The following is an 18378-nucleotide window of genomic DNA, read 5'->3' as shown; positions in this document are numbered from 1 at the left end:
AAAATAAGCCCCTCAATACAATATGCATTAACTAACCGCATACAGTAAGTGGAGCAAGAAGTTCGTTCATCTATATAGCTAATTTATAGTAATTAACCTTTTCTTTATTAATTAATTCTTCATATTCATCCATTGGTTTAGGCTTCTCAAATATAAAGCCCTGCGCCATGTCACAACCTATTTTTTTAAGAAAGTCAACCTGATTGCTTGTTTCCACGCCTTCACATACAACATTCAGTTTAAGATTCTTAGCCATATTTACAATATTGCTGACGATTATCTTTGAATTATTTTCCTCAATATTACTCAAAAACATTTTATCTAACTTCAATGTATCAATTGGCATTTCCTTTAAAAGTCCCAGACTTGAATATCCTGAACCAAAATCATCCATTGAAATTTCAAATCCGTCATCCCTAAATTTTCTCATGACTGAAAAAATCTCGGCTTCATTTTTATTGCTGAAAACCACAGACTCAGTTATTTCTATTTCTATAAAACCGTCCCCAATTCTATACTTATCCCTGATTTTTCTATACTCTGATACAAAATTGCTGCTCGTAAAGTGAATTCTTGAAACATTAACAGAAACAGGATGCACGTTGTAACCCGAATCAATCCATTTCCTGATACTGGAACATACCTCTTCAAAGACAAATTTGTCTAAATCAACAATAAAACCGTTGTTTTCAAAAACAGGAATGAATCTTATGGGAGAAAGCAGCCCCATCTCAGGATGAACCCATCTGACAAGCGCCTCAGCACCTGAAAGATTTCCTGTCTGCAGATCAACCTTTGGCTGCAGATACACCACGAATTCCCCGTTTTTCAAGGCCTTGTGCATATCATTTTCAATTGTTTTGATTTCAATCATTCTATCTGATATGCTGTCCTCATATACTGCGCAGCCACTCTTATAACTATTTTTAAGGTTCACTTTTGCAAAATATGCTTTATCAATTGCAACCCTTATATCCAAATTGTCATTATCAATAAAATATATTCCCGTCTTTACAACCGGTGCAAGATTTAGTTTGTTCCATACACCCATTTTTTCTATCTTATCTGATATTTCGCAGGCTCTTTTGATCAGCTCCTCCTGCTCTTCATATTCTAATAATACAAAAAAATTATCGCCTTCAGCCTTGCCGATAATTTCATTCTTAAGGCTCTTAGTTAAAACCTTTCCTATCTGACGGAGTATCTCATCACCCTTTTTATATCCGACACTGCTATTTATAATGGAAAATTTATTTAAATCATAATGAACCAGTGCATAATTTATTGAAGTATTGCTTTTTATTATTGTTTCCGCATCTATTATAAACTCAGATTTATAGCTTACATCGAACATAAACTCATTTTTCCTGTCGCCTCTATTTCTGTTTGATTTTCTTATGTTCTTTCTTATAAACCTGAACTCCTTTTTTATATTGCTGTACAGTCCAAAAATAACTGCAATAAAAATAATGTTAAGCGAAGCAAAAATCTTCAACATCAGAGTTTTGTCTCCTCCTGCAATCACATGTATAGTCTCAAGCAATACAAAAGCGGCACAAAATGCAGCAATAGCAATGAAATAATTTATATGCGGTCTAAACTTTGAAATGTCATCCTTCAAAAATTTCATTCACCTCCGTCAATAACTGTGTGCTGTTCAGTTACACCATCAGTATTAATGCCCATTCTATTTTATCTTATTTGTAAAGCTAAAACAGAGGTGCAGCATACTGCACCCCTGCTATGTTTTTATAAATTATTGTAATAACTGTAATACACCTTGTGGCTGTTGATTAGCCTGAGCAAGCATTGCTTGTGCAGCCTGAGTAAGAATGTTATTCTTAGTGTATGTCATCATTTCCTTAGCCATGTCAACGTCTCTGATACGAGATTCAGCAGCTGTTAAGTTTTCTGAAGTAACGTTCAAGTTGTTGATAGTGTGTTCAAGTCTGTTCTGAACAGCACCCATGTTAGCACGTTCGCTTGAAACATATGCAATAGCATCATCAATAGCAGCAATTGCTCCGCTTGCACCAGATCTTGTGCTTATGTCAAGACCAGCTACACCACTAGCACTACCGCCAGATGCCTTTAACGCTGCAGATTGCATATCAGCAAAAGTTACTTCTATAGTTTGGCCTTTGTTTGCTCCTATTTGAAGAGTAAACTTACCACTAGCTGTAGTTGTATCCAGTAATTTCTGAGTGTTGAATTCAGTGTTCTGTGCTATTCTGTCAATCTCAGCAATAAGTGCCTCATTTTCTTTTTGCAGCTCAGCTCTGTCAGCTTGAGTGTTAGTATCACTTGCAGACTGAACAGCCAATTCTCTCATTCTCTGTAAAATAGAGTGGGTTTCATTTAAAGCGCCTTCTGCTGTCTGAATCATTGATATTCCGTCATCAGCATTTTTAGCAGCCATGTCAAGACCTCTTATCTGGCTTCTCATTTTTTCAGAAATAGCCAAACCTGCTGCATCATCACCGGCTCTGTTGATTTTATAGCCTGAAGATAATTTTTCAATGTTCTTTCCTGTGTTATTGTTATTCATTCCCAATTGTCTCAATGAATTTAATGCGTTGATATTGTGTTGAATTCTCATTTTTTACCTCCGTGTAATTTATCGGGATCCTTCCCTTTAGCTTAGTTTTTATTGGTCACATTTCCGGCATCGGGCCCTGATACCAGAAACATTTCCTTTATGAACTATATATCGAAACATTAATAAAAAAGTTTAGTTCTTTTTATGATTTTTTTAATATTTTCGTCAATATATATTCAGCCAATTCTAAATCATCTTCCGTATCTATGTCTACAGACGAATTACTGTCCATTATATATGCTAAAGTATTTTCTATTTCAAATGTTCTATGTTTTTTAAATTCATCAATGTCACAAATATAAATAGCTCCATTCAGTCTATATAAAGGCGGAAAGCTCTGTCTCCTTGAATATTGTTTTTTATCATAAGTTATGAAATCTTTTATAATTCCATCCTCATTAATACTTTTTAACCACCATGGTGGATTTTCTTCTTTTGTAACAGATATTAAGGACTTAAAATCTTTACTTTTACTTAACAGCCTTTCAATTGCAGTATCTATATCCGTAACCGTTCTAAAAGGCGATGTGCATTGCAATAGCATTACATAGTTTGGAAAATATTTTTCATTATCCTCCAATACCTTTAATGTGTAGAGCATTGAATCTATAGTAGGCGAATCATCAGCGGCAAGTTCTTTTGGCCTCTCAACTACCTCTGCTCCCATTTGCATACAAGCATCTTCTATTTCTTTATCCTCAGTTGATACTATTATTCTATTTATGTATTTTGATTTTTTCGCTTCTTCTATAGTCCATTGAATCAGAGGTTTATTGCCCAAATTTCTAAGATTTTTCCTGTGGACTCCTTTAGAACCCCCTCTTGCCGGAATAATGCATATTATTTTTTTATCTATCAAAAATATCACCGCCTAAAATTTTATTCTATCTCTTTAATTAAAACAAATGCTTCTGCACTATCGACACCTATGGCAGCTCCCCTTATGGTTGCATAAGCTTTTATATTTTTTTCACTTCTTGGAAAAGGATGCTCCGAAATTTCGCTGCTATAAATCTTAGCAATTTTTGTTTTTTCATCAATAAAATTTGAAATATCCACAAAATAATTTGGCTTAAAAGTATATTCAAACATAACAAAATCTGTTTCAGAAGGAGTTTCCATCATTAATATTTTTTTTATAAAGGGGTACCTGAAATTTTTAGTACAGGAATAGCATAAATTAAATGTAATTCTATGATCAGAATGCACGTCTTTATAATATGGCAGTATAACTACATTTGGTTTAATTTCATTAATCACAGAACCTATTTTTTGAAGTAATTCTCCTTCTAAATATGAATCTAAACCTGAAGGTCTTAATTTTAGATTGTAGTATCCATCCAAATCATATCTTTTAATCATTTCTTCGATTTCATTATTACGTTGTATAATTTTGTCCTCATCATACCCAAATGCTGCATCCATATGTGTCATGTTTAAAACATAAACTTGATTACCCTCTGCCTTTTTTCTGAGCATCATCCCACCGGCTCCTAATGTTTCATCATCAGGGTGCGTGGCAACGATTAGATATTTATCCATTACCCACCTCAAAAATAATCCTTAATTTATTAATCAATAAACTATCTGTTTGTTAATTAGCTTTTTATTTATTTCAGTCTCAGCTATTATTTTAGCTATTCTTTCTCCCGAATATCCATCTCCATACGGATTACTGCAATTTTTACACACCGATTTAAAATCTTCATCACTTATTGCCTTTTGAATTGATTCTTTTATTAACTCTTTAATATGAGGAACAAAAATAATGTTCTCGGAATGTTGTCTTTGTTTTTGTCTATTTCCTACATTGATAACCGGAAGTTTCAAAAATGGCGCTTCTAATATACCTGAGCTAGAATTACCTAATAGTAATGAAGCTTTTCTTTGCAGGTTTACAAAAATATCTCTTGGCAAAGTTTTATAAGCTTTTATAAAATTGAACTGTTTGGTAAATTCATCAATAACTTTAATCATATCGTAACTTCCTGCATCTGAATTAGGATATGTTATAACAGTATCAACTCCTAGTTCCGAAACTGCTTCTAGTGTAATTTTCATCTGTTCGCCAGCTTCTTCTATTTCCGAACTTAGAGGATGTTTAATTAACAAAATAAATGGTTTTTCAGAAGAAAGATTAGTATTTAATTCTTTATTTATATAATTATAAGATAAGTCTGGCTGTTTTCTAATCGAATCTAAAGCAGGATTACCTGTTACATGAATTCTCCATGCTTCTTCCCCCATCTTTAGAATTCTTTCTCCATTTTCAACTGTAGTAGGAAAATGTAAATGAGCTAATTTTGTAACTGCATGCCTTACAGAATCATCAATGTTTCCAACAACCTTATCTCCTCCACAAACATGAGCGATTGGAATATTCATATATGTTCCAACAGTGGCAGTACTAATGCTTTCTTCTCTATCTCCTAAAACAAGCAGCCAATCTGGTTTCTCTCTTATCACTATATCTGTTAGTCCCATTATCTGTATACCTAAGGATTTACTTCTTCCTGACAGAGAATCTGTAGAAAGCAATGTTTCTAATTTAATTGCATCATATGAATCGTTAATATATTTATATGTATTCCCATATATAGGAGATAAATGAGTTCCTGTAACTACAAGCTTCAATTGTAAATCATCCCTATTAATAATTTCGTCTAATATAGGTTGTAATATAAAATATTCAGATCTTATCCCACTAACTGCTAATACCTTCTTCAAAATTATCGCTCCCTATCTTTGATTAAATTATCTTCATCAATTATTACATCTTCAAACGTTCTGAACATATATCTGCCATACACAACTTTTTTAGGTGTATAAGTCTTTCCTAATATAAAACATTCTAAAGCTTTAAACCAATTTTCTGTCGCTGCAAAAGAAAGAGAACTTCCGCCCGCTATTCTAGGATTAATCTCTATAAAATATATATTATCGCCATCTTTAAAACATTGAATGTTTATAATACCTATTGGTTTAAGTCTTTCTACTATTATCTTACAATATTCAATGATTTCTTCATCATATACAGTCACACCTTTTACTGATACCCCTGATTCCACTCCTATTCTCTTGCGAGGAATAATATATACTGGGTTTGAGTTAAAATCGCAAAGGATATCAATAGTGTATTCTTGGCCTGTAACTAATTCTTGAGATATGTTACCTTCCATATTAAAATTATCTTTTATTTTATCCTTGTAATAAATTCCTGCACTGCCTCTTCCAATCCTTGGTTTTATTAAGTCGTATTCTAACAGCAGTGAAGTTTTAGGAGTTCGTATATTGTTCTCATAAAAAAAGTTGTATGTATTCCACTTATCAGCACAAATGTTTATAGATGGCTCGTCAGAAATTACTATTTTTGTTTTATATTTATCAAAAAAATATTTTTTTCTCTTGCTCCACTCTAATAATCCTTCATTTATTGACGGAAATACTAAATCTATATTTTCATTATCTATTATTTTTTCAATTTCTTCAAAACAATTAACATCTGAATACTTTGGTACAATATAAGATTTTGAAACCAAGTACATGCCGCTAGATTTATTATCAATGTCTATGCCTATTATATTCCAGTCCATTTCTTTGTAGTATTTAAGCTGTGTATTAAATACCATGCTTCCTATGCCTTCAACTAAAACATTCATTGCAGCACCTCATAGAACGAAGTTTTTTGGAAATTTATCATAGTTTTTCCTTTCTTTAACGCTTGTTTTTATGACTTTAATTATCATTTAGCATATATATCATTTTACATCCAAGTTGTAAATAAAGTCCTCTATACTTAATCTTCTGTTTAAGTTGTGTTTGTCCATTATTTCTTTTATTTTATCACTGTTCATATAATTTTTTGCCTTTGTATCCTCATACCACTTAACCAATTTCTCAAATGTCAAGTCATTAACATATATCATATTTGAATTATGGTCAATTTCAACTGCCTGAAATGCTCCTGATATCTTCTGTTTATATAAATCATTCACATATATGCCTATTGTAGGAACCTGTTCTCCTATTCCAAATACGACTGGGTGATATCTTGACCCTATAAGAAACTCCGCACCGCTAATTAACTGTCTCATAAATATATAATCCTTGGTAGGTTCAAAAACTATGTACTCTTTTCTATTTTCTATAAACGTTCCCAGTCTTCTTCCACATTCATAATCAACACCTTTAAAAAGGCTAAACGGTAAAAAAAATACTCTTTCTATTGATTTATTATCTAATAGATTTTCCAAAAATTTTGCTAGAGCTTTATAAAATTTTATATAATTATCAGAATACATTTCCACCCAATGATGCAGTTGTACTACAGCATACTTTTTTCCTTCAGCACATATTTCATCACATCTAATATTATCTATATCTTTATACCATCTTGATAAAATATCATCCCCGCCAAAGATTATATCTCCTCTTGTTCCTCCTAGCTTTTTTAATGTATCTAACGAAGTATTTCTATCTCTTATAATAATTGTATTCACCTTCTCAAATACTCCGTAAAATTTGTCAATATGTTCACTATCAAACGGGCCGATATTAACCCCAGATATATATATTGGTTTATTCAGCTTATAGCCTATCGCTATCGGAATAATAAAGCTAGGTATTAGTTTATCCCCCCAGTATTTATTAAAATATCCTCCTCCGATAAAAAATAAAGCATCACAATCTAAAATTTTGTTTAAATATTCTTTTTTCCCAATATGCTCCAGTATATTTTCTTTTACAAGCTTACAAAAATTAATGTTTTCAATTATTTCATTTGGCAAATCATCTATAGTAATAGCATCAACTATATCTGTTTCAAGCTCATTATCGTCCATTTGTTCTCTAGCAATATCTTTGTTTAAGGCAAACATTGTAAGCTTTAAATTATTTTTATTAATATTATTATTTTTTCTTAATAACTCAATAGTTGATTGTAGCATAACTACATCCCCTATGTCTTCTACTCCTATTGCACCTAATAATCCAATATTCAAAGTAATATCCCTCCGTTATGAATAATGTTTTATATTTAATATATAGTTTACTGCAATCAACAAATCCTCTGCAATAAAATCAGCATTAACATCATATATTTCGTCGTCCCCGCCTAAGCCTGTCTTAACCATTATAGTTTTCAATCCTGCATTTTTTCCTGTCATTATATCAATTGTTGTATCCCCAACAATATAAGATTCAGATAAATTAATATTATATTTTTTTGCTGCTTCCTTAATCATGCCAATCTTGGGTTTTCTGCAATCGCAGTCAATTTTATATTCTTTATTTTCTTCCGGATATCCTTTATGCGGATGATGCGGACAAATAAATATATCATCCAAATACGCCCTGTTTGCCTCATATAAAAGCTTTTCTAATTCACTGTTTATATCCCACGCTTGTTCCAACGAACATAAGTTTCTTGCAACAATAGGTTGATTCGATACTACAATACATAAATATTCACTATTGTTTATAAGTTTGATTGCTTCGGACGCTTTTTTTTCTAATTCTATTTCGTCCTTGTTAGATATCAATCCTTTATATACATTAATCGTGCCATCTCTATCAAGAAAAATGCACTTATTTTTCTTCATATTTCTATCAACTCATCTTCCTCAAAATTTCTTTTAGCATTACGCCCAAGAACATTAAACCACCTCATAGGACTTATACCATTCCCAGGTCTTTTTACTGTTATATTTTCTTCTGTAAATAAATCACCTTTTTTTATGGCAGTTTTTGCAATTATACTTTTCCTTGCAATATTTATATTTTTCATTTCTGATTTAGCTGGTTTTTTTTCTCCTGTACCAATTGCTGATTCTACATTTCGAATGGCAGTTATCATCGCTTTTAATTCATCAGGCTGTAAGCTGGCTTTATGATCAGGTCCAATCATATCTCTGTCGAGAGTAAAATGTTTCTCGATAACTTCAGCACCCATAGCTACTGCAGCAATAGGTATTTCAATCCCCATGGTATGATCAGAATATCCTACGGGTATATTAAATTCATTTTTTATTGTAAGCATTGCTTTTAAATTTATATCTTCATAGGGTGCCGGATATTCTGAAGTGCAATGAAGCACAGTTATATCGCTATTCCCATTATCCTTTAAAACTTTTAGAGCCAATCTGATATCATCCATCGTGCTCATTCCTGTAGATAAAATGATTGGTTTATGCAGCTTTGCTATTTTAATTAAATAAGGAAGATTTGTAATATCTCCAGACGGAATTTTCCATCTCGCTATACCTAAGCTATTCAAAAAATCTATGCTGTCCAAATCAAATGCCGTAGAAAGAAATTCAATTTGTTTTTGTTTACAATAATTATACAATTCTATGAAGTCATCAAATGACAGTTCAAGCTTACGCAGCATATCTAACTGGTTTTCATTAGAATTTGTCAGCTGTTTTTGATAATCCGCTTTAGTTGCATTCTTAGTAACAATGTTTTCTGAAACAAAAGTTTGAAATTTAATACAATCAGCACCGGCTTGCTTTGCTTTATCAACTAGTAATTTAGCTATTGACAGTTTCCCATTATGATTAACACCTGCTTCTGCTATTATATAAGCACTCATCTTGATTTAACCTCCTTGCACGGATTACCATATGCAATCATAGAGCAGGCAATATCATGCAAGACAACACTCCCCATACCAATAATTGTATTTGCACCTATCTTAACCTGTTGCTTGACAACACTGTTTGCCCCTATATGTACATTCTCCTCAACATGCACCTCTCCACACAAAACTGAACCAGTAGCAATATGAGAAAAACTTTCCACTTTACAATCATGTTCTATTATAGAGGAAGTATTAATAATGACACCTTTACCAATGGATACCCCTGCGTTAACAACAGCGTTTTTCCCAACATAAATACCGCCGCTCATATTTACGTCCTTGCTAATTATAGAAGTTGAATCCACAATATTAGGGATTTCAAAACCTATCTCCTCAAGCATACTAAATAATTTAATGCGATGTTTTGCATCTCCGATGCTGCCCAACGTTACAAATGCATTGTTATATCCGCTTCTATACAATTTTATTAAGTCATCATCGCAGCCTACAATAGAAATGCCTAGAACATGCTTACCTATGTTTTCATTTTTATCAATTATACCGATTTCTGAATATTGTTCTGCTTGTATAAGGCTATCAAGGACAGATTTGCAATGTCCTCCTCCACCTATTAAAAGTATTTTCTTATTCATTATAATTCAACCTTTTTATCATTTCATCCATCTCATCAAACTGTCCCATGTCCATCCAGGAATTTTCACTTATAGGATAAACCCCAATCTTTTCACCGAGCTGTCTATATTTTTCTATTATATCAGGGAATCCAATCTCTGTATTATTCTCCAATTCTTCAATAACTTTAGGTTCTGCTATATACATGCCTGTATTTGTAAAAAAGGATATTTCAGGTTTTTCTCTCATATTTTCAATTTCGCCATTTATGCTTATATCAATTACACCATAAGGTATTTTAATAGTTTTTAAAGAACAAACCATTGTTATTAAATTTTTTTCTTTTTTATGAAATCTATAAATTTTTTCGTAATCCTCTTCTATTAAAATATCACAGTTAGATAATATGAATGTTGAATCAATCTTTCCTTTTAGCAGACTCAGTCCTCCACCGGTTCCAAGAGGCTTTTCTTCATCGATATAATTAATATTATAATCCTTTTCTATTTCATTAAAATATGCTTTAATCATATTTTTCTTATGATTAATAATTAAAAAAAAGTTATTGCATCCGGATTTATAAAATCTGTTTATTATGTGCTCTGCAATTGGTATCTCACCAATGGGTATCAATGGCTTCGGGAGAATTTTTGTGTATGGATAAAGCCTCGTACCAAGACCTCCCGCCATAATAACAACGGGAATATTCAATTTTTTTCTGTTGATAATTTCTTCGTCATTCCAAAATATGACAGAAATTATATGCATATCACTATCAACTATAGGTAAAGCTTCAACGGAGTGCTTTTTTAAAAGGCTTTTGGCTTTATCTTTGTCTTTTTCATATACAAACTTTGGATTATAATTAGCAATGTATTTAACTTTTGCATCAAGGTTTCCTTTTTTTAAAATCCACCTTCTTACATCTCCATCGGTAACAGCCGCAATTAATTTTCCTTCCTTGGAAACAAATAAAACCTTTTTAGCAACTTTATCAAGTAATTCCATAGCTTTAAGCATAGTAATTTCTTCATCTATCAAAAAATCTTTTATATCCATAATGCTCTCTCCCTGTAAGTAAGATTATAATCTTGGATTTTTCAAGCATTTAACCACATATAGCAAATCTTCTTTTGCTAAATTTGAGCTGCACGGAATATTTACTATGCGTTCTATATAGTATTTTGCTTTTTCTATTTTGTATGATTGGCTTTTAATATATGGCTCTTGTTCATTAATTAATCCCCATATTGGTCTTGTCTGAATTTTTTTATCAGCTAAATAATTAATTATTTCATCTCTGCTCATCAAATAGCTATTTTCGCATTTTAATGAATAAAACCAATAATTACTTCTGATATTATCTTTAAAGTCCAAAATCGATAGCCCGGGTATCTCGTTTATTTTTTCTTTATACAAGTAATAGTTATCTTTTTTTATTTCAATAAATTTTTCAAGCTGCTCTATTTGCGCTAGTCCAAGTGCCGCCTGCAAATTAGTCATACGATAGTTATATCCTATTTCGTCATGTGTATAGTACAACTCGTCGCTCTTAGCTTGAGTGGTAAGGTGCTTCGATTTCTTTAACAGTTCTTCATTGTTAGATACGATCATCCCACCACCGCCGGTTGTAATGATTTTATTGCCGTTAAAAGAATATACACCAACCGTTCCTATTGTCCCGGCAAATAGATTCTTATATTTCCCTTTGGTATAGTAGGTTCCTATTGCCTCTGTAGCATCCTCAATTACTTTTAAATTAAATTTATCTGCCACATTCATTATCTTTTCCATGTCAGCCATATTTCCAAAAACATGAACAACAATAACCGCTTTTATGTGTTTCAGTGTTTTATTATTAATAAGTTTTCCATCAATAAACTTACACTCGTTATTACAAAATTCCATGAGCCTGTCCGCATCCATGGTAAGTGAATCATCGCAATCAATAAATACTGGTTCTGCTCCAATATATTTAACCGGATTAACTGCAGCAATAAATGTCAATGCAGGTACTATTACCTCATCTTCCCTTGTTACTTCGCATACCTGAAGCGCTATGTGCAATCCGGATGTTCCGTTTTGACAAGATACGGCACCCTTTACATTAACATATTGCGCTATTTTTTCTTCAAATTCATTAACATATGGCCCGCCTGTAGAAACCCACTCTGTTTCAACAGCATGAATTACATATTCCAATTCTTTACCCTTTAAGTTAGGAACAGACAGCGGAATAAATTTTCTTTCCATATTTTCTCCTATAAATTGTAAATATCTGTCTTATATTTATCTAAATTGTTTCTGAAGAATTCAATTGTTTCAGCTAATCCTTGTTCAAAAGTATATTTAGGTTTCCAACCGGTTAACCTCTTTATCTTTTCATTGGAACCAAGCAGTCTGTTAACTTCGCTCTTTTCTGGCCTCAACCTTTGCTCATCGCATACAATTTTAGCGCTAGGATTAATTTGACGTATCAGCTCTTCAGCAAGCTGACCGATAGATATTTCTTGTTGAGTTGCAATATTTATCTCTTCACCAATTGTCTTAACTGATTTAGCTATTTCAATAAAGCCATTGGCAGTATCTCTAACAAAGTTAAAATCTCTGGTTGGGGTTAATGACCCTAACTGTATTTCTCTATTCCCCGATAATAATTGAGTAATTATTGTAGGTATTACAGCCCTGGCTGATTGTCTCGGTCCGTAAGTATTAAAAGGTCTTACTATTGTTATGGGTGTATTAAAACTCCTATAGAATGATTCTGATAACCTGTCCGCACCAATTTTTGTAGCTGAATATGGAGACTGTCCTTGAAACGGATGTTTTTCATCTATGGGCACATATTGGGCTGTTCCATATACCTCTGAAGTTGATGTAATAAGAATCCTTGAAGTTTCTAAATCTCTTGCTGCCTGCAGTATATTCAGTGTTCCCTTGATATTAGTGTCAACATACGTATCAGGAGAATGATAGCTGAATGGAATAGCAATTAACGCTGCTAAATGGTATACTTCGTCTATTCCTTTCATAGATTCTCTAACTCCGTTAGGATCTCTGATATCTCCGGTAAATATTTCTATCTCCGACAGTACATCTTTTGAAAAAGAATCTAACCAGCCCCATGAATTAAATGAGTTATAATATACAAATGCTTTTACTTTATAACCCTCTTGAACTAATTTTTCTGCTAAATGACTGCCTATAAAACCATCTGCACCCGTTACAAGAACCTTTTTCATCGTCCACTCCTATATGTTGATTTCAATATTTTTTATTTCAATATAAATTCATTAATGCTGTCTTTCATCTCATCATAAATTGGTTCTATCATTTTTATATCATTAGTACAAATATCTATAAAATTGCCGAAGCTCTTTATAACTTTCTTACCTTGTTCATATGGGTCTTTTTCTTCGTTTAAACTCTCTATGCTATCTGCCAATATCTTGTATTGAACTCTGTTCATAGGAAGTATAAAGGTCTTGTAAAAACTATTGTTTTCTATCCTTTTCAACTCTTTATCCAGCTTTACGTATAAGTTTTGTACTTGAGTATATCTCCTGATATTAATAGTTTTTTCAATTTTGTTTAATATCTCTCTATACTCTTTATTAATCTTTAAAGCACTTCTATGGGATTTATCCATATTTGCTGACTGATTTTTCAGATATTCTTTATCATATTCAATATTTTTAACCTCTAACCAGTTTTTCTCCACTATTTTTTCATTTAAATATCTTTTGATTATTTCTTCCAATTCAATAAATTCTGCACCTTCGATTTTTGCTCCGCCTTTGGTGGAATTTATCACACTTGTACTAGGATATTGTTTAATATAGCTTTCAATTTGCCTACGCATCAAGTTAAATACATCTGTAGTCAATATATCATTGCCATAGACATCCTTTGCCCATACAGCACTTTCTAATTCCTTATCACTTATTTCATCATTGATATATGATATACCTGCGGAATACCGCCTTTTATCACGATAGCCCAAGTTTTGCCCAACTAGTATTATTTTATCAAACCCCAATATAAATAACAGCTGCAGTGTTATTGCAGCAACCGTGGGAGCATCATGAACTATATTTACTGCACTTCCGTCATTGTTTTTTAAATAGTACAATGATACGGCATCTTGACTTGTTATCATATGATATTTATTTCCTGGATAATTTTCCAAGGTTTCATACCCTACAGATGAACCAAAAATCATAGGGATTTCATTTATTCCTTTTTCCTTTATTATTTCATGAACCATTTGGTTTTTAACACTGGGATCAATTGTACATGCCGCGTGGGGATATATGCCATTATAAATAAGTGTATTGATAGCTGATCCTACGCTAAATATATAGGCTAATCCATTATCTTTGATATATCTTAAATTTTCAATTTCTTCATTAAGAGATGGCCCTGCCGCTGCCAAAATGGCTGTTTTATTTTTAAAAGCGCCAGTCTTTTCTGATACTATGTTTGGAGTTGATAATACCTCTTTTAAATTTTTCATGCTGTTTACTATCCATCTTTTTTGGTAAGCATAGTTTATATGCATGTTTTCTCTTTTACTCTTAATTAATTCTTTAAATTTGCTAAAAAACTTATTATATTGTTCTTCAAATACATTTTCATAAATCGGTAAATCCATTATGATAAATTTCTTGTTCGTTTTATTGATCAACGCCCTCAAAAAAACATCTTCTGACTTAGGTTCAAACTCGCATTGTATAATTTCTAGTTTATCAGAGGATAATTTTCTAAAGTTTATCTTTTCTAAAAATTTATGAAACACTTCAACTGATGGTTCATATAGTGAAAAGGACGTATTTGGATGTCTCTTTGTAAATATATCTATGTGATAACCGAGACCTAATCCATAAAAAACAACATGCGAATTATCATCTATGCTTTCTTTTTCTTCAAGTTTACTTATTATAGCCTCAGCTTCTCGTAATGGATTATACTTGCTGTGAAGATAAAAGTCTCTTTCGTCTTTTTTTATTTTTATGGTTTCTTGATTATTTTTTGTATGCTCTATGGAAATATTGCTTTGAAAATTTTTTGCTTCTGTTTTTTCTATTTCTTCGTACAAGTTGGGATAGTTCTTTTTTAAATAAATAATATTATCTTCTAGCATCTTAATTTACCGCCTCAGATTTTAATACACCTAATTTTTCTGTCATAGTTTCAAATACGGGAATTATTTCGTACAAGAGCATGTCCCCAATTAATATGTTATCTTTATTAAGAATTGCATTCTCTAATTCAGGAATAATATCATTCAATTTAGACACCTCTTGAACATATTCATTCCATACTCCATAGTCACTTACAACATCCTTTGAAGCTTCAATTAGATTTATCTGTGAAATGGATTGAATAATCCACTGGATTCCTTCAAATAAGTCTGTAAGTTGTGACCATATATTTTGATTTGGCTTTTGATAGAAACCCTCGGCTAATCTATTAATTATTGGGATTGCATTTTTTGCATATTGTTCAGCTAATATGATAGATTCATTAATCATTTCCACAATGGTTACAGCAATAACTTCAATCTTTTTTACGCCCCTAATATTTTCGGTAATGTAGTTATAGTAATTATCATATATTACTTCATCATCTACTATAAGATGCGAAAACTGTAATCCCATCTTTTCCAGAGTTACATTGATATTGTTAAATATTTTTTCAACATTTTCAGTGTCATTGCTATATTTTAAAATTTCGTCTTTAATATATACATGCATATTAAATAAAACCATCCTTATTTTTAATTATTTTTATCACATTAACTATATTAATATATTTTTTAATCTTGTATATTTATCGGCTGTAAAATGTCATTATTTAGATTAAACCTTTAAAATAAATTGTTAATTTTTGCATTTGGCCTACTAAATTTTATAAATAAAGCAATGTAAAAATACTTGGCAGTCTTACAACCGAAAGCAAATCAATTTAAATTTTTCGATATTTATTTGATGAAACTAGGTTTTTATTATCTCCATTATATTGCATAATACATGCATTTTCAACAATGTTTATTAATTTTTAGGAAATTTTGGAATCTGATAACTCTTGGTGTCAGTTTCATATACTAAAACCAAGTTTTAATTTTATAAATTTGTATAATTACTATAAAGCGGTTAAAATTTTACAGTATTTTAGCTACTATCCAAATATTATAATAAATTTGACAATTAAGGTTATTTGCTATATATTATATATTATAAAACTTATATTTCATCTTATAAAACCGGAGGCTTTTAAATGGAATACAATGTAAGAGCTGTTGAAAGAGCTTTATCCATATTGAAATGTTTTAACAGTAATAGAAAAGAAATTAGCTTGCTTGAGATTTCAGAAATAATGTCACTAAACAAAAGTACAGTATACAGATTGTTAGTTAATTTGAAAAATGCAGGATTTGTAGATACCACTATTGACGGAAAATATATAATAGGAAATGAAATTGTTAGATTAGCAAACATTCGCCAAAATGATGATTTCTTAATCAAAGGATCATATAGTATAATGGAGTCGTTGGCACAGCTGTCAGGCGAAACTATTATATTAGTCAAATATGATAACTGCAGAGTAATCTGCCTAGATAAAATAGAGAGTACCAATGCTTTAAAAATCACTTCTGAAATAGGTGTAAATTTGCCTATGATGAAAGGAGCTACAGGTAAAAGTATAGCTGCCTTCCTTACAGATGCTGAACTGGAAAAATGCGTCAACTTTCAGCAAAGAGAATTTAAAGAACAATATTATCTCCCAAAGCTTAAAAATGATTTTAAGCAAATTAGGAAAAATGGATATGCACTTACAACAAGTGAAATTGATGACGGTGTAACCGCCTTTGCTGTACCAATACTTGGTCATGATGGGCATGTGTTAGGCAGTATAAGCATAGCGGGGCCGGATTTTAGGTTTAATGAAAAAATTATTAATTCATTTAAACATAAGGCTATAGAAGAGATTGGAAATCTATCGAAAAAAATGGGTTATAGTTTAAATTCTTTTAACCCTCCATCATATAATTAGGACAGGTAAATAAAATGATATATCTTGCACTTTCAATTCTATGCGGCATACTTGTTGCTGTTATATTTAGAATGTTTGAAAATCAAAAAATTAATCTTCATGTTATTATAACTTTTAACTACATATCAGCATTAATTGTAAGTCTTATAATAGTTGTTTATAAAAATATGTTCAATCTTATTTCACTAAGCAGTTTGCATAATTTTATGAACGAATATAACATTATATTTCGCAGCACCGGCATATTATCAATTGAAGCTTCCGCCGGATGGGCAATAATAACCGGAACATTGTTTGGCCCTATTTTCTGTTTTTCTTTTTTTCAATATCAAAAAAATATATCTATCAGCGGAATGGGCATTGCAAGCACATTTATGAAAATTAGTGTAGTAATTCCGATGATAATCTCAATGCTTTTTTGGAAAGAATATCCTTCTTTGATGCAGTCTGCCGGTATTATTTTATGCATCATATCAATATTAATATTTAATCTTGACTTCGAAAATATTAGGCATTTCAAGTTAAACAAAAATTTAATTCTTTTAATAATATTGGGAGGTTTGGCTCAATTTACAGCTAAAGTATATCAAAAATATGGTTCTGTCGATTGCCGTGATATTCTCACACTGTTTATTTTTTTATCATCTTTTATCACGAGCCTTATATTACTTTTGAGGCATAAATCATACATATGTGCAAAAGACGTAATTATAGGTCTTACACTTGGAATACCTAACCTATTTAATACTACTTTTTTAGTATTGGCACTTTCATACATTGACACATCCATAGCCTATATGCTCTCCAGTCTTATATCAATTATAATAATCCTTATAATTGGCTTGTTCTTTTTTAAAGAAAAAATCTACAAAAAAGACATATTAGGACTAATAATTGCATTAGTGTCAATTTACTTTATAAATAACTGATTTTTATAAATTTGATATATAAAAAAGATGAATCTTTTATATTCTTAAAGATTCATCTTTTTTTAGCTGTTATAACATCAGTTTTTAACAGAGCCATCCACTGCGAGATTTATTTCAAATCTTCCTATTGCTACCTTTTCGATTTGCGTTATGTCTATGGGTTTTTTGAACATCAAATTTATTGATGAGGATATAGAATTCGTTATATTTCACTTAAAGAGCTTTTTTCCAAATCCGTAAGCGCAAATCTTATGCACAGTTTGTTCTCCGCAAAGCCTATGTTATCAACATATATATCGTAATTATATTTTTCGACAAAAATATTGGAATATTTCCAGGGCAATACATAATTCGGTGCTAGTTTGTAAATATTTTCTTCTTTTTCTGCATCAGCCTCACCTTTAAAATCACCTAAAGCTCTGGCCGCTTTCCTTTATTATCGTTCATTATGTTCTCCTATCAAGAAGCTTCTCAAATATATATTCACATTATAATATAATTTCACTCACATTTTTATAAAAAAACTCTGGGGACGCACCTTTCAAAAACCTAAAGGCTCGTCCCCAAGTTTCAACAACAAA

General features: G+C 31.4%; 17 protein-coding genes. 2 read left to right on the top strand and 15 right to left on the bottom strand.

What is annotated here, in order from left to right:
• Positions 1-70: 70 nt before the first annotated feature.
• From RBQ61_RS06925 to RBQ61_RS06855, 15 genes are all read right to left on the bottom strand, one after another.
• Entirely contained in the window at positions 71-1630 is a 1560-nt protein-coding gene (locus RBQ61_RS06925; protein ID WP_308139762.1) for a bifunctional diguanylate cyclase/phosphodiesterase, read from the bottom strand.
• Positions 1631-1756: 126 nt separating this feature from the next.
• Positions 1757-2599, bottom strand: coding sequence for a flagellin Hag (gene hag, locus RBQ61_RS06920; RefSeq protein ID WP_308139761.1), 843 nt, complete (start codon positions 2597-2599; stop codon positions 1757-1759).
• A 142-nt stretch (positions 2600-2741) separates the two neighbouring features.
• Complete coding sequence (locus RBQ61_RS06915) at positions 2742-3467, bottom strand: cytidylyltransferase domain-containing protein (protein ID WP_374049900.1); 726 nt, start codon at positions 3465-3467, stop codon at positions 2742-2744.
• Between the two features lie 11 nt (positions 3468-3478).
• Positions 3479-4141 (bottom strand): PIG-L deacetylase family protein, encoded by a 663-nt coding sequence (locus RBQ61_RS06910; RefSeq protein WP_308139759.1) that lies wholly within the window; start codon positions 4139-4141, stop codon positions 3479-3481.
• Between the two features lie 33 nt (positions 4142-4174).
• Complete coding sequence (neuC, locus tag RBQ61_RS06905) at positions 4175-5326, bottom strand: UDP-N-acetylglucosamine 2-epimerase (protein ID WP_308139758.1); 1152 nt, start codon at positions 5324-5326, stop codon at positions 4175-4177.
• Between the two features lie 2 nt (positions 5327-5328).
• Positions 5329-6258 (bottom strand): ATP-grasp domain-containing protein, encoded by a 930-nt coding sequence (locus RBQ61_RS06900; protein WP_308139757.1) that lies wholly within the window; start codon positions 6256-6258, stop codon positions 5329-5331.
• Between the two features lie 99 nt (positions 6259-6357).
• Positions 6358-7599, bottom strand: coding sequence for a polysaccharide pyruvyl transferase family protein (locus RBQ61_RS06895; protein ID WP_308139756.1), 1242 nt, complete (start codon positions 7597-7599; stop codon positions 6358-6360).
• Positions 7600-7614: 15 nt separating this feature from the next.
• Positions 7615-8199 carry an HAD-IIIA family hydrolase gene (locus RBQ61_RS06890; protein WP_308139755.1) on the bottom strand — a complete coding sequence of 195 codons (585 nt, stop codon included), beginning with the start codon at positions 8197-8199 and terminating at the stop codon, positions 7615-7617.
• Complete coding sequence (neuB, locus tag RBQ61_RS06885) at positions 8196-9191, bottom strand: N-acetylneuraminate synthase (protein WP_308139754.1); 996 nt, start codon at positions 9189-9191, stop codon at positions 8196-8198. Before neuB ends, RBQ61_RS06890 begins: the two co-directional genes overlap by 4 nt.
• On the bottom strand, positions 9188-9832 hold the full coding sequence (locus tag RBQ61_RS06880) for an acetyltransferase (protein WP_308139753.1): 645 nt from the start codon (positions 9830-9832) through the stop codon (positions 9188-9190). The genes neuB and RBQ61_RS06880 overlap by 4 nt, the downstream gene beginning before the upstream one ends.
• Positions 9825-10871, bottom strand: coding sequence for a sugar phosphate nucleotidyltransferase (locus RBQ61_RS06875; RefSeq protein ID WP_308139752.1), 1047 nt, complete (start codon positions 10869-10871; stop codon positions 9825-9827). The genes RBQ61_RS06880 and RBQ61_RS06875 overlap by 8 nt, the downstream gene beginning before the upstream one ends.
• A gap of 24 nt (positions 10872-10895) precedes the next feature.
• The gene (locus RBQ61_RS06870) at positions 10896-12065 is read right to left on the bottom strand and encodes a LegC family aminotransferase (RefSeq protein WP_308139751.1); all 1170 of its coding nucleotides are present in this window, start codon (positions 12063-12065) and stop codon (positions 10896-10898) included.
• A gap of 8 nt (positions 12066-12073) precedes the next feature.
• Entirely contained in the window at positions 12074-13054 is a 981-nt protein-coding gene (locus RBQ61_RS06865; RefSeq protein WP_308139750.1) for an NAD-dependent 4,6-dehydratase LegB, read from the bottom strand.
• A gap of 32 nt (positions 13055-13086) precedes the next feature.
• The gene (locus RBQ61_RS06860) at positions 13087-14955 is read right to left on the bottom strand and encodes a motility associated factor glycosyltransferase family protein (RefSeq protein ID WP_308139749.1); all 1869 of its coding nucleotides are present in this window, start codon (positions 14953-14955) and stop codon (positions 13087-13089) included.
• A 1-nt stretch (position 14956) separates the two neighbouring features.
• Positions 14957-15568, bottom strand: coding sequence for a hypothetical protein (locus tag RBQ61_RS06855; protein ID WP_308139748.1), 612 nt, complete (start codon positions 15566-15568; stop codon positions 14957-14959).
• Positions 15569-16091: 523 nt separating this feature from the next.
• On the opposite strand from RBQ61_RS06855, the gene RBQ61_RS06850 reads away from it, so the two are divergent.
• Positions 16092-16868 (top strand): IclR family transcriptional regulator, encoded by a 777-nt coding sequence (locus RBQ61_RS06850; RefSeq protein ID WP_308139747.1) that lies wholly within the window; start codon positions 16092-16094, stop codon positions 16866-16868.
• A 14-nt stretch (positions 16869-16882) separates the two neighbouring features.
• Positions 16883-17797, top strand: a complete 915-nt coding sequence (locus RBQ61_RS06845; RefSeq protein WP_308139746.1) for an EamA family transporter — start codon at positions 16883-16885, stop codon at positions 17795-17797.
• The last annotated feature ends 581 nt before the right edge of the window (positions 17798-18378 follow it).

It is taken from the genome of Sedimentibacter sp. MB35-C1 (assembly GCF_030913635.1).
Classification (GTDB): domain Bacteria; phylum Bacillota; class Clostridia; order Tissierellales; family Sedimentibacteraceae; genus Sedimentibacter.
The sequence above is the reverse complement of the archived record's forward strand: the minus strand, read 5'-3'. Positions and strand labels throughout refer to the sequence as shown.

What these genes read in the sequence shown, in the direction of transcription:
- RBQ61_RS06925 (WP_308139762.1), bottom strand. Translation starts at nt 1,630, where the DNA reads ATGAAATTTTTGAAGGATGACATTTCAAAGTTTAGACCGCATATAAAT.
- hag (WP_308139761.1), bottom strand. Translation starts at nt 2,599, where the DNA reads ATGAGAATTCAACACAATATCAACGCATTAAATTCATTGAGACAATTG.
- RBQ61_RS06910 (WP_308139759.1), bottom strand. Translation starts at nt 4,141, where the DNA reads ATGGATAAATATCTAATCGTTGCCACGCACCCTGATGATGAAACATTA.
- RBQ61_RS06900 (WP_308139757.1), bottom strand. Translation starts at nt 6,258, where the DNA reads ATGAATGTTTTAGTTGAAGGCATAGGAAGCATGGTATTTAATACACAG.
- RBQ61_RS06890 (WP_308139755.1), bottom strand. Translation starts at nt 8,199, where the DNA reads ATGAAGAAAAATAAGTGCATTTTTCTTGATAGAGATGGCACGATTAAT.
- neuB (WP_308139754.1), bottom strand. Translation starts at nt 9,191, where the DNA reads ATGAGTGCTTATATAATAGCAGAAGCAGGTGTTAATCATAATGGGAAA.
- RBQ61_RS06880 (WP_308139753.1), bottom strand. Translation starts at nt 9,832, where the DNA reads ATGAATAAGAAAATACTTTTAATAGGTGGAGGAGGACATTGCAAATCT.
- RBQ61_RS06875 (WP_308139752.1), bottom strand. Translation starts at nt 10,871, where the DNA reads ATGGATATAAAAGATTTTTTGATAGATGAAGAAATTACTATGCTTAAA.
- RBQ61_RS06870 (WP_308139751.1), bottom strand. Translation starts at nt 12,065, where the DNA reads ATGGAAAGAAAATTTATTCCGCTGTCTGTTCCTAACTTAAAGGGTAAA.
- RBQ61_RS06865 (WP_308139750.1), bottom strand. Translation starts at nt 13,054, where the DNA reads ATGAAAAAGGTTCTTGTAACGGGTGCAGATGGTTTTATAGGCAGTCAT.
- RBQ61_RS06860 (WP_308139749.1), bottom strand. Translation starts at nt 14,955, where the DNA reads ATGCTAGAAGATAATATTATTTATTTAAAAAAGAACTATCCCAACTTG.
- RBQ61_RS06855 (WP_308139748.1), bottom strand. Translation starts at nt 15,568, where the DNA reads ATGCATGTATATATTAAAGACGAAATTTTAAAATATAGCAATGACACT.
- RBQ61_RS06850 (WP_308139747.1), top strand. Translation starts at nt 16,092, where the DNA reads ATGGAATACAATGTAAGAGCTGTTGAAAGAGCTTTATCCATATTGAAA.
- RBQ61_RS06845 (WP_308139746.1), top strand. Translation starts at nt 16,883, where the DNA reads ATGATATATCTTGCACTTTCAATTCTATGCGGCATACTTGTTGCTGTT.